The organism is Caldimonas sp., from assembly GCF_046289365.1.
In the GTDB taxonomy this organism is placed as follows: Bacteria; Pseudomonadota; Gammaproteobacteria; order Burkholderiales; family Burkholderiaceae_C; genus Caldimonas.
The window spans coordinates 1-11,978 of the sequence record NZ_JBKBVU010000093.1; the positions used below are offsets into that span (position 1 = coordinate 1).

The following is an 11,978-nucleotide window of genomic DNA, read 5'->3' on the forward strand; positions in this document are numbered from 1 at the left end:
ATCTCCAAGACCATGGTCGCCAGCACCTCGATGACGGTGGGGCTCGCCGACGCGATCGCCACCGGCGAGACCGCCGGGCTCGAGCGGTTCATGGAGCGCAGCCGCCGCGGCGAGCTCGGTCACCGTCTCGCCCTTCATGCGCAGCGCGACCAGGCCGGCTGCCACCGACGCCGCCCGGCTGGGCCCGCCCACGCGGGCCACCCAGCCCGGATAACCTGGAGCCGCCTGCTCGAACTGCGTGTCGTCGGGGGCCAACACCACCAGGGTGCCGGCCAGCCTCGGTACGGCGGCCAGGGCCGCCAGCGTGTGCGCCACCACGCTGCGCCCGGCCACGAGCTCATATTGCTTGGGGCCGGCGGCCCCGGCGCGGGCACCTATCCCTGCGCAGGGAACCAGCGCATAGCAGCGGGGAGCCTCGAAGGAGATCTGCATGAAAGGCCGGGCTATGGGGAAGCGGATTCTATAATCCGGGCATCCGTTCGCCCCGGGGGAGCGCCCTTTCGGGGCGATTTGCTTTTGCCAGGCCGCCTCTCATGCAGATCCCGTCCCTGTCCCCCGGCAAGCGCTACACCCTGCCCCGGCCGCCGGGTTCGGCCGATGCCTTGCTGCTCGCGCGTTTCGCCCGTGAACAGACTCAGGCCGGACGCCTGACGGCCGTCATCACCGCCGAACCCGCCGATGCCCAGCGGCTGCACGACGAGATCGCCTTCTTCGACCCGGCCTTGCGCTGTGCGGTGTTCCCCGACTGGGAGACCCTGCCCTACGACACCTTCTCGCCTCACCAGGACCTCATCTCCGAGCGCCTGGCCACGCTATGGCGCGTGCTGCGCAAGGACGTGGACGTGGTGCTGCTGCCGGCCTCCACGGCCTTGGTGCGCCTGGCGCCGCCGTCGTTCCTGGCGGCCTATACCTTCCACTTCAAGCAGAAGGAAAAGCTCGACGAAGCCTCGCTGAAGGCCCAGCTGACCCTGGCCGGCTACACCCATGTCAGCCAGGTGGTCTCGCCGGGCGAATATGCCGTGCGCGGCGGGCTGATCGACCTCTTTCCCATGGGCTCGCCGGTGCCCTACCGCGTGGACCTCTTCGGCGACGAGGTCGATTCCATCCGCACCTTCGACCCCGACAGCCAGCGCAGCCTCTACCCTGTGCCCGAGGTACGCCTGCTGCCCGGGCGCGAGTTCCCGATGGACGAGGAGGCCCGCGCGAAGTTCCGCGCCCGTTGGCGCGAGCGCATCGAGGGCGACCCGAGCAAGGCGCGGGTCTACAAGGACATCGGCAACGGCATCGCCACCGCCGGCATCGAGTACTACCTGCCGTTGTTCTTCGACGAGACGTCCACAATCTTCCAATACCTGGGCGAGGCCGCCGTCCTGGCCCTGCATGGCGAGATCGACGAAGCCCTGAAGCGCTTCTGGAGCGACACCCGCGAGCGCCATCGCTTTTTGCAGCACGACCCCGAACGCCCGCTGCTGCCGCCCGAAGACCTCTTCCTGCGCCCCGAGGACTTCTTCAGCCTGGCCAATGCCCATGCCCAGCTCGCGCTGCGCGGCCACGAGCCGGTGGACTGGGCCCGCCCCCTGCCCGACCTCTCGGCCGAACGCGGCGCCCCCGAGCCGCTGAAGCGGCTACAGGTGCATGTGGGCACCACGCCGCACCGCGTGCTGATCGTGGCCGAATCGCCCGGCCGCCGCGAAAGCCTGCTGGAGCTGCTGCGCGACAACAGGATCGAGCCGCCCACGATCGATTCGCTGGCCGCCTTCGAGGCCGGTGAGGCCCACTTCGCGATCACCGTGGCCCCGCTGGCCGGTGGCTTTCACTGGGCGCGCCCCGAGCCCGCCCCGGCCATCCAGTTCGTCACCGAGACCGAGCTCTTCGCGGTGGCGCCCACGGCACGCCGCCGGCGCAAGCAGGAGCAGGTCAGCAACGTCGATGCACTGATCAAGGACCTGTCGGAGCTGAAAGTGGGCGACCCGGTGGTGCATGCCAACCATGGCATCGGCCGGTATCAGGGCTTGCTGAACATCGACTTGGGCGATGGTCCGAGCGAATTCCTGCACCTGGAGTATGCCGACAAGGCCACGCTCTACGTGCCGGTGTCGCAGCTCCACCTCATCAGCCGCTACACCGGTGTGAGCTCCGACGAGGCGCCGCTGCACCGCCTGGGCTCGGGCCAGTGGGAGAAAGCCAAGCGCAAAGCGGCCGAGCAGGTGCGCGACACGGCGGCCGAGCTGCTGAACCTGTACGCCCGCCGCGCCGCGCGCGAAGGCCATGCCTTCCGCTTTTCGCCGCACGATTACGAGGCCTTCGCCGCCAGCTTCGGCTTTGAGGAAACCCCCGACCAGAACGCCGCCATCCACGCCGTGATCCAAGACATGGTGAGCCCGCGCCCCATGGACCGCCTGGTGTGCGGCGACGTGGGCTTCGGCAAGACCGAGGTGGCCCTGCGCGCGGCCTTCGTGGCGGTGACGGGTGGCAAGCAGGTGGCGCTGTTGGCGCCCACCACCCTGCTGGCCGAGCAGCACTACCAGACGCTTTGTGACCGCTTTGCGCAGTGGCCGGTCAAAATCGCCGAACTTTCGCGCTTTCGCACCGGCAAGGAAGTGCGCCAGGCCCTCGACGGACTGGCCGACGGCACGGTGGACATCGTCGTGGGCACCCACAAGCTGCTCTCGCCCGACGTGAAATTCGCCCGCCTGGGCCTGCTCATCATCGACGAGGAGCACCGCTTCGGCGTGCGCCACAAGGAGGCCATCAAAGCCCTGCGCGCGGAGGTGGACGTGCTCACGCTCACCGCCACGCCCATCCCGCGCACGCTGGGCATGGCGCTGGAGGGCCTGCGCGACCTGTCGGTGATTGCCACCGCGCCGCAGCGGCGCCTGGCCATCAAGACCTTCGTGCGCAACGAAAGCAGTGGCGTGATCCGAGAGGCCGTGTTGCGCGAGCTCAAGCGCGGCGGGCAGGTCTACTTCCTGCACAACGAGGTCGAGACCATTCAGAACCGCCGCGAGAAACTGGCCGAGCTGCTGCCCGAGGCCCGCATCGCCGTGGCCCACGGCCAAATGCACGAGCGCGAGCTGGAGCGCGTGATGCGCGACTTCGTGGCCCAGCGCTACAACGTGCTGCTGTGCTCGACCATCATCGAGACCGGCATCGACGTGCCCACGGCCAACACCATCGTCATCAGCCGTGCCGACAAATTCGGCCTGGCCCAGTTGCACCAGTTGCGCGGCCGTGTCGGCCGCTCGCACCACCAGGCCTATGCTTACCTGTTGGTGCCCGATGTCGAAGGCCTGACCAAGCAGGCTGCGCAACGGCTGGAAGCCATCCAGAGCATGGAGGAGCTGGGCTCGGGCTTCTATCTCGCCATGCACGACCTGGAGATCCGGGGCGCCGGCGAGGTGCTGGGCGACAGCCAGAGCGGCAACATGCAGGAAGTGGGCTTCCAGCTCTACAACGACATGCTGGCGCAGGCCGTGCGCGACCTGAAGGCCGGCCGCGAGCCCGACCTGCTCTCGCCGCTGAACGTCACCACCGAGATCAACCTGCACGCCCCTGCGCTGCTGCCCGAGAGCTACTGCGGCGACGTGCATGTGCGCCTGAACCTCTACAAGCGCCTGGCCACCACCGAGAAGACCGACCAGATCGACACCCTGCTCGAAGAGATCACCGACCGCTTCGGCAAACTGCCCCCGCAGGGCCAGACCCTCTTCGACGTGCACCGCCTGCGTGTACTGGCCAAGCCCTACGGCGTGCTCAAGATCGACGCTGCGCCCACGGGCATGAGCATCACCTTCCGCCCCAACCCGCCCATCGATGCAATGCGCATCATCGAGCTGGTGCAGAAGAACCGCCACATCAAGCTGGCCGGCAACGACAAGCTGCGCATTGACAAGGCCCTGCCCGAACCCAAGGATCGCGCCCAGTTCATCCGCGACGTGCTGCGCTCGCTGGGCGCGCCGGTGGCAACCCCGGCCTGAGCCCGACGCAAGAGACTGCCCTCCCCTTCTCCTGCCATGACCACCTTCATCGAATACGCCCCCGGGCTCGTCATCCGCGGCTTCACCCCGCCGCTGCGCCTGGCTGACTACAAGGCCATCGCCTTCGACATGGATTCCACGCTGATCAACATCGAGTGCATCGACGAGATCGCCGACGCCGTGGGCAAGAAGGCCGAAGTGGCCGCCATCACCGAAGCCGCGATGCGCGGCGAGATCACCGACTTCAAGGACAGCCTGCGCCGCCGTGTGGCGCTGCTCAAAGGGGTGCCCGAAGACGCGCTGATGGAGGTCTACACCCAGCGCCTGCGCCTGAACCCGGGTGCGGCCGAACTCATCGCCGCCTGCCGCGCCGCGGGCTTGCGCACCCTGCTCGTGTCGGGCGGCTTCACCTTCTTCGCCGACCGCGTGCGCGAGCGCTTGGGGCTGGACCACGCCCATTCGAACGTGCTGGAAATCGAGAACGGCCGGCTCACCGGTCGAGTGGTGGGCGACATCGTGGACGGCGAAGAAAAGAAGCGCCAGCTCCTGGCCCTGTGCCAACGCCTGGGCTGCCCGCCCTCACAAGCCATCGCCGTGGGCGACGGCGCCAACGACCTCCTGATGATGGCCGCCGCCGGTCTGAGCGTGGCTTACCACGCCAAGCCCAAGGTGCGCGAGCAGGCGATGGTGGCGATCAACCTTGGCGGTCTGGATCGCTTGCTGGACGTGCTGCATTGAAGCGCCAAGCCCGCATCGGTTGGTCCGTGCGGGCTGAATGTCAGCCTCGTGCCGGCATCACCACGATGCCGTCTTCGTCGGCGAACAACCATTCGCCCGGACGCACCCACACGCCCTGCACTTGCACCGGCACATCGCGCTGGCCCTGGTGGCGGCGTTCGGTAGGCATGGGGTTGAGGCCCAGGGCACGGATACCGACGTCGCATGTGCGAATCTCAGCCAGGTCGCGCACGCAGCCGTTCACCACCACACCGGCCCAGCCGTTCTTCGCCGCCGCGGCGGCGATGTTGCCGCCCACCAGCGCGCGGGCCAGCGAGGCGCCGCCGTCCACCACCAGCACCTGGCCGTGGCCCGGTCCTTCCAGCAAGGCTTTCACCTCGGTGTTGTCCTCATAGCACTTCACCGTGCGCACCGGGCCGGCAAAGCGGGCCTTGCCGCCGTAGCTGTGGAACACGGGCGGCAACACGCGGAAGGCGCCGTCGGTGTCGGCCTTGTGCTCGTCGCACAGATCGCAGGTGGAGAAGGTCTCGAAGTTCATGCGTTGTCGATCTTCTTGATGGGCGGTTTGACGTCCTCGGGCCGGGCCGGCAGCATGGGCTGGTGCTCGCGCGCCGCGTTGAGGATGATGGAGGTGGAAGTTTCCGTGAGCAAGCAGAATTTCGTCACCACCGCATCGAGGTGGGCGACGTCGATCACCGCGATTTCCAGGATCCAGCTGTCCTCGCCGGTCACGTTGTAGGCATTGATGACCTCAGGCGTGTGCTGGATGAGCTTCACCACCCGAGCGTATTCGGCCCGCCCCACCCGCACGATGGCGCGGATGCCGTAGCCCAGCTTGGCGAGGTTCACGCTGGCGTGGTAGCCGGTGATGACGCCGGCCGATTCCAGCTTACGCACGCGCTCGGTCACGGCCGGCTGACTCAAGTGCACGCGCCGGCCCAGCTCGGCCATCGACAGGCGGGCATCGGCCTGCAATTCGGCCAGGATACGGGTGTCGTGAGGGTCCAGCTCCAGGTTCAAAGTCAAGGCGGCTTCCTTCTTTGAGATTCACGGCAGATCGACTTCATCTCCGTTGAATTCGTCTTCATCGGCACTTCGAGCTTTTCTAGCATAGCGGCTCAACACCTGACGACAACACGCTCATGTCCACCGCCACCTCTTCGCTGCCCTCCGCCCCCGCGCTCAGCCCGACGGTGATGCTCTGCCTTGCGGCCACCTGGCTGGTCTGGGGCTCCACCTACCTGGCCATCAAGTATGCGCTGATCAGCTTCCCGCCTTTTTTCCAGATGGGCACCCGCTTTCTGTTTGCCGGCGTGGTGCTGGCCGCCTGGATGCGCTGGCGCGGCGTGGCCTGGCCCAACGCGCGCCAATGGCGCAACGCCCTGGTGGTGGGCACCCTGATGCTGGGCGGTGGCATGGGCGGCACGGCCTATGCCGAGCAGACCGTGGGCTCGGGCCTGGTGGTGGCCTTCATCGCGGTGGTGCCACTGATGATCGCGGCCCTCAACCTGCTGTGGCGTGTCGTGCCCGCTCGCCTGGAGATGGCCGGCATCGCCGTGGGCCTGGCCGGCGTGCTGATGCTCACCCAGGGCGCCGGCTTCCAGGCCTCCCCCGCGGGGCTGGCGGCGATTGCGATCGCCTGCCTCACCTGGTCGCTGGGCAGCGTGCTCAGCCAGCGCAGCCTGCCGATGGCCCCGGGCGCGATGGGTTTCGCCAGCGAGATGATCTGCGGCGGGCTGGTGCTGATGGCGCTGGCCTGGGCCGCCGGCGAGTCGCCCGCCTGGCCGCCCGAGCCGCTGGCGGTGGGCGCGTGGTTCTACCTGGTGGTGTTCGGCTCGCTGATCGCCTTCAACGCCTACATGTACTTGCTGGCGAACACGAGCGCCGCGCTGGCATCGAGCTACACCTTCGTCAACCCGGTGATCGCGATGGTGCTGGGCGTGACGGTGGCCGGCGAGCACATCACCGGCCCCGAGTGGCTGGCCGCCGGCATCGTGCTCGGCGGCGTGGTGCTGATGCTGCGCGGCACGGCAGCGCGGCGTCGATGAAGACGCAGCATCCGTCGTACTACAATTCCCCATGTTGGTGCTCGCCCGGCGGTCCCGCCGGGCAGTTAAACGGGAAGCAGGAAGCGCCGTCGGCCCCGCCGGCACGCCAACCTGCGCTGCCCCCGCAACGGTAAGCAGACGGGCACGCCTTCGGGTGCGCTCAGCGCCGATCCTCAACCACTGGCCGAGTCCTTCGGGTCGCGGCTGGGAAGGTGATCGGTGTGGATCTGTCAGCCCGGATACCGGCCAACAGGGGAGCGCGTGCGCGCGCTCGATGGGTTCTGGCCTGCGGGGAAGTGGGCTGGAACGATCATTGCCGTTTCAACCATGTCTCTTGCCCGACCCCTCCGTCGCAGCGCGCGATGGATTCTTGCGCCTTCTTGCGCACTTGCGCCGCTGGCTGCCGCTGCCCAAACGCTGCTGGCGCAGGCCCCTACACTGGACACCGTCATCGTCACGGCCACGCGCGTCGAGCAAAGGCTCGACGAGGTGCTCGCAGACATGTCCGTGATCGAGCGAGACACCATCGAACGCAGCGGCGCCACCACGGTGGCGGACCTGCTCTCGCGCACGCCGGGCGTGGAGTTCTCGCGCAATGGCGGGCCGGCGGCCAATACCAGCTTGTTCTTGCGCGGCGGCGACAACCGCTTCACGGCCGTGTTCATCGACGGCGTGCGCGTCGATTCTCAGTCCACGGGGGGCGCCAGCTGGAACGCCTTGCCGGTGGAACAGATCGAGCGCATCGAAATTCTGCGCGGACCGGCCGCCGCCGTTTACGGATCGGACGCCATCTCCGGCGTGGTGCAGATCTTCACGCGCAAGGGCGAGGGTCCTGCCACGCCGAGCATTGGCCTAGGCTTGGGCAGTCACCGTACGCGCAAGGCCGACATCGGCGTGCACGGCAAGAGCGGTGCCCTCGACTATGCCCTGAGCGTAGGGCATGAAGACAGCAAGGGTTTCGACACCCGCCCGGGCGTGGGCTTCGCCGACCGCGACGGCTACGAACGCACCTCCGCCTCTGCCCGCCTGGGCTGGGCCGTGGCCCAAGGGCATCGCCTGGAAGCCTCGGCGCTGGTCAACGACCTCGACTCCCAATACGACGGCTTTGCCAGCACGGCCGACGACCGTGCCTTGTATGACGTTCAAACCCTGGGCTTGACATGGTCGGCGCAGTGGTCGCCAGCCTATCGAATGCGCTTGAGCGCCAACCAAGGGCGCGACCGTTACCGCACCCGCCCCTCGCCGTATCTCACCGACACCAAGGTCGACAGCTATCTGTGGCATCACGAATACCGCATCGGCGCACATCGCCTGACCGCGGCTTTGGAGCGCCGCAAAGACAGCCTGGAGAACTCCGGCCCACCGGCCCTGGACGCCTCGCGCTCGCAAAACGCGCTGGCCTTGGGTTACGGCTGGAGCGATCGCGGCCACACGGTGCAGCTCAATGCCCGCCACGACGACGACAGCGAGTTTGGAGGCAAGACCACAGGGGCCGCCTCCTATGCTTACGCATTCGCACCCGGCTGGCGGGCCACCGTTGCAGCGGGCACGGCCTTCCGCGCCCCCACGCTCTACCAGCGCTTCAGCCAGTACGGCGTGGCCGACCTGAAGCCGGAGTCCTCGCGCAACCTGGAAGCCGGCCTGCGCTACGCGCAGGGCAACAGCCAGTTCGGCGTGGTGGTCTTCCGCAACGAGGTGACGGACCTCATCAACTTCGGTGCCCCCGGCCCCTGCGCCAGCAGCTTCGGCTGCTACGAAAACGCCGGCAAGGCGATCCTGAAAGGCGTGACCCTCTCGGGCGCGCACCGCCTGGGCGCCGTCAACCTGTGGGGCTCGGTCGACTTCCAGAAACCGCTCAATGCCGACACCGACCGCCTCCTGGCCCGCCGCGCCCGCCGCCATGCGCAACTGGGCGCCGATGCCACGCTCGGCGACTGGACCGTGGGCGCCGACCTGAAGCTGGTCGGTGAGCGCTTCGACAACGCGGCCAACACCGTGCGCCTGGGCGGCTACGGGCTCGTGAGCCTGCATGCCAGCCGCACCCTGGCGCAGGACTGGACCGTGCTGGCCCGCGTGGACAACCTGGGCGACAAGGACTACGCGGTGGCCCGTACCTACGCCACCGGCGGACGCATGGTGTTCGTCGGCCTGCGCTGGTCGCCGCGCTGAGCCACTGCGCCTGAAGGCCCATGCGCTTCGTCCGCTCGCTGCCCCTGTTCTATGCCGTGCTGCTGGGCGGGGTGGCCCTCGCCTTGATGCTCGCTCTGGGGCTGGGCAGCCAGCGGCTGGACGCAGCCGAGGTGCTGGCGGCCGTGGCCGGCCGGCTCGAGGGCATCGGGGCGGACATCGTGCTGAATCTGCGCCTGCCGCGCGCGCTGTCGGCCCTGGCCTGCGGCGCCCTGCTGGCGCTGGCCGGCGCGCTGCTGCAAACCCTGCTGCGCAACCCGCTGGCCGACCCGTATGTGCTGGGCATCTCCAGCGGGGCCTCGGTGGGCGCGCTGCTGGCGCTGTGGGCGGGGGCCACCTGGGCCTGGGTCAACCTGGGCGCGGCCATCGGTGCGCTGGTGGCCACGGCGCTGGTCTTCCTGTTGGGCGCGCGGGCTTTCCGCCGCCAGGCCGACAGCACGCGCGCCAGCGTGCAGCTGCTGCTGGTGGGCGTGATCGTGGGCGCGGGTTTTGGCGCCATCGTGGCCTTCATCCTGTCGATCGCGCCCGAGGCACAGCTGCGCGGCATGATCTTCTGGCTGCTGGGCGACCTCAACGGCGCCGACCGCTGGGGCCTGCCGCTGGCCGGCGCTGCCGTGCTGCTGGCCCTGGCCCTCGTGCTGGCGCGCGACCTCAACCTCATGCTGCTGGGCGACGGCCCGGCCTATGCGCTGGGCGTGAACGTGCGGCGCTTGCGCCTGTGCGTGGTGCTGCTGGCCTCGGTGGCCGCCGGCCTGGCCATCACCGTGGCGGGCAGCATCGGCTTCGTGGGCCTGGTGGTGCCACACGCGCTGCGCCTGCTCGTGGGCAATGACCAGCGCGTGCTGCTGCCCGCCTGCGCCCTGGCCGGCGGCGCCTTCCTGGTGCTGGCCGACACCCTGGCTCGCACCGTGCTGGCCCCCATGCAACTGCCCGTGGGCGTGCTCACCGCCTTCATCGGCGTGCCCAGCTTCCTGTGGCTGCTGCTGCGCAATGGGAGGGCGGGATGAGCGCCGATCTGCTGGCCAGCCACCAGCTCACGGTGCGCGCCGGCCAGCGTACCCTCGTGAAAGGTCTGAGCCTGCGTGTGCAGCGCGGCGAACGCTGGGCCTTCCTGGGCCCCAACGGCTGCGGCAAGACCACCCTGCTGCGCACCCTGGCCGGCCTGCTCGACCCGGCCAGCGGCGAGGTCTACATCGACGGTCAACCCCTGCCTCACATCCCCACCCGGGCCCTGGCCCGGCTGCGCGCCTGGTGCCCGCAACACCACCAGGACGTGTTTGCGCTCACGGCGCTCGACGTGGTGCTGGCCGCCCGCCAGCCCTACGCCGGCCGTTTCGGCTGGCTGGCCCCCGACGACGAACGCATCGCCCGCGAACAGCTCGCCGCCCTGGACGTGGCCCACCTGGCCGGGCAGGACGTGCGCAGCCTCTCAGGCGGCGAACGCCAGCGCGTGGCCATTGCCGCCGCACTGGCCCAGGCCACGCCGCTGGTGTTGCTGGACGAACCCACCGCCCACCTCGACGTGCCCCACCAATTGGCCGTGTGCCGCCTGCTGGCCGGCCTGGCCGACCGTGCGGTGCTGCTGTCGCTGCACGACGTGAACCTGGCGCAGCGCTGCTGCACCCACGCCCTGCTCTTTATGCCCCCCGGCGCCGACGGCCAGCCCCGGCTGCTGGCCGGCCCGCTGGCCGAGGTGCTCACCGAAGCCCGCCTGAGTGAAGCCTATGGCTGCCCCATGCGCGCCCTCGACGTGGACGGCCTGCGCCACTTCCTGCCGGCGGCCAAGGCCTCCATGCCTGTGTGAACCATGACCGACGCCACCTCCTCTGACGCCGACCCTGGGCTGAACGAACGCCACCGCGAGCGCATGCAGCGCAAGAAAGCCATCGTCGATGCCAAGATCGAAGCCGCCCAGGGCGAGGGTGGCCTCATCCTCGTGCACACCGGTAACGGCAAGGGCAAAAGCTCCAGCGCCTTCGGCATGGTGGCCCGCGCCCTGGGCCACGGCATGAAGGTGGGCGTGGTGCAGTTCATCAAGGGCGCGATGCCTACCGGCGAGGAACTCTTCTTCCGCCGCTTTCCCGAGGAAGTGCGCTTCCACGCCATGGGCGAGGGCTACACCTGGAACACCCAGGACCGCGAGCGCGACGTGGTCAAGGCCCAGGCCGCCTGGGCCCTGGCGCGCGAGATGCTGGCCGACGACACCCTGGGCCTGATCGTGCTGGACGAGATCAACATCGCGCTGAAGTACCGCTACCTCGACGTGCAGCAGGTGATTGCCGACCTCCAGCGACGCCCGCCGATGCAACACGTGGTGCTCACCGGCCGCGCCGCGCCGCCCGAGCTGATCGAGGTGGCCCACACCGTCACCGAGATGGGCCTGGTCAAGCACGCCTTCCAGCAGGGCTTCCGTGCGCAGCGCGGCATTGAGCTGTGAGCCGATGACGCGTGCCCTGCTGATCGCCGGCCCCGCCTCGGGCCAAGGCAAGACCTCGCTCACCTGCGCGCTGGCCGGACTACGGCGCTCATCACTTGGTCCGCCCTCCCGTTTTAGGACGATCACATACCAGACACTTCCCGTTCTAGCAGCTTCCGCCAGCATTCGGGCTTTTTGCTTCGCCTCGTTCAATGCCTTACGGCGCTCTTCGATTGATTCACCCCGTGTGAAGGTGAGATTGGGAGGCGTGTCGCCGCTTTCCCCGTACGGATGGACGAAGTTCAACGTCATCCTCAAGCCGTCAATCTTAACCTCTTTGACCGGAAGGGCCGCTGCTTCCTTTCGCCCCTGGACGAAATCACGAACGGCCACATCGCATGACCGGAATTCATCCTGTTCCTGTACCGCTTGTGGAGCTCGTTCTTGGGCGGAAGGATTACGTTTCCGGGATGGCGCGCCCTCTGCTCCTACAGAGAGCGCAAGGGCACACGCAATAGCAAGTAAGGCCATACGCACCATAGCTCCATCCTCCCACGATAGGGAAGAACGTCGACAATCCGGCCGACGGCAACGCTGCTCAAGATTTACGAC

The 11,978-nt window shown here is 68.5% G+C and carries 10 protein-coding genes and 1 riboswitch; of the genes, 7 read left to right on the forward strand and 3 right to left on the reverse strand.

Features of this window, described 5'->3' with window-relative positions; translation table 11 throughout:
* Positions 1-432: 2-C-methyl-D-erythritol 4-phosphate cytidylyltransferase (locus ACK42S_RS10560; RefSeq protein WP_409706792.1), on the reverse strand; the 432-nt coding region annotated here is incomplete at its 3' end.
* Between the two features lie 101 nt (positions 433-533).
* Between ACK42S_RS10560 and mfd the strand changes: the two genes are divergently transcribed.
* Together mfd and serB are read left to right on the forward strand one after the other, a co-directional pair.
* A complete protein-coding gene (mfd, locus tag ACK42S_RS10565) occupies positions 534-3,977 on the forward strand; it encodes a transcription-repair coupling factor (RefSeq protein WP_409706795.1) in 3,444 nt (1,147 codons plus the stop codon).
* A 36-nt stretch (positions 3,978-4,013) separates the two neighbouring features.
* Positions 4,014-4,715 (forward strand): phosphoserine phosphatase SerB, encoded by a 702-nt coding sequence (gene serB, locus ACK42S_RS10570; protein ID WP_409706798.1) that lies wholly within the window; start codon positions 4,014-4,016, stop codon positions 4,713-4,715.
* 40 nt (positions 4,716-4,755) lie between these two features.
* Here serB and rraA read toward each other — a convergent pair whose 3' ends face one another.
* Positions 4,756-5,253, reverse strand: coding sequence for a ribonuclease E activity regulator RraA (gene rraA / locus ACK42S_RS10575; protein WP_409706801.1), 498 nt, complete (start codon positions 5,251-5,253; stop codon positions 4,756-4,758).
* Positions 5,250-5,741, reverse strand: coding sequence for an Lrp/AsnC family transcriptional regulator (locus tag ACK42S_RS10580; RefSeq protein ID WP_409706804.1), 492 nt, complete (start codon positions 5,739-5,741; stop codon positions 5,250-5,252). Before ACK42S_RS10580 ends, rraA begins: the two co-directional genes overlap by 4 nt.
* A 116-nt stretch (positions 5,742-5,857) precedes the next feature.
* On the opposite strand from ACK42S_RS10580, the gene yedA reads away from it, so the two are divergent.
* The 5 genes from yedA (at position 5,858) to cobO (ending at position 11,387) form a co-directional block, all read left to right on the forward strand.
* Complete coding sequence (gene yedA, locus ACK42S_RS10585; RefSeq protein WP_409706807.1) at positions 5,858-6,763, forward strand: drug/metabolite exporter YedA; 906 nt, start codon at positions 5,858-5,860, stop codon at positions 6,761-6,763.
* Between the two features lie 18 nt (positions 6,764-6,781).
* A riboswitch (cobalamin riboswitch) is annotated at positions 6,782-7,029 on the forward strand.
* A 61-nt stretch (positions 7,030-7,090) separates the two neighbouring features.
* Complete coding sequence (locus ACK42S_RS10590; protein WP_409706810.1) at positions 7,091-8,932, forward strand: TonB-dependent receptor domain-containing protein; 1,842 nt, start codon at positions 7,091-7,093, stop codon at positions 8,930-8,932.
* 20 nt (positions 8,933-8,952) lie between these two features.
* Positions 8,953-9,957: a FecCD family ABC transporter permease gene (locus ACK42S_RS10595; protein WP_409706813.1), complete on the forward strand. Its 1,005-nt coding sequence runs from the start codon at positions 8,953-8,955 to the stop codon at positions 9,955-9,957.
* Positions 9,954-10,754, forward strand: coding sequence for an ABC transporter ATP-binding protein (locus ACK42S_RS10600; RefSeq protein ID WP_409706816.1), 801 nt, complete (start codon positions 9,954-9,956; stop codon positions 10,752-10,754). The genes ACK42S_RS10595 and ACK42S_RS10600 overlap by 4 nt, the downstream gene beginning before the upstream one ends.
* 3 nt (positions 10,755-10,757) lie before the next feature.
* Positions 10,758-11,387, forward strand: a complete 630-nt coding sequence (gene cobO / locus ACK42S_RS10605) for a cob(I)yrinic acid a,c-diamide adenosyltransferase (protein WP_409706819.1) — start codon at positions 10,758-10,760, stop codon at positions 11,385-11,387.
* Positions 11,388-11,978 lie beyond the last annotated feature (591 nt).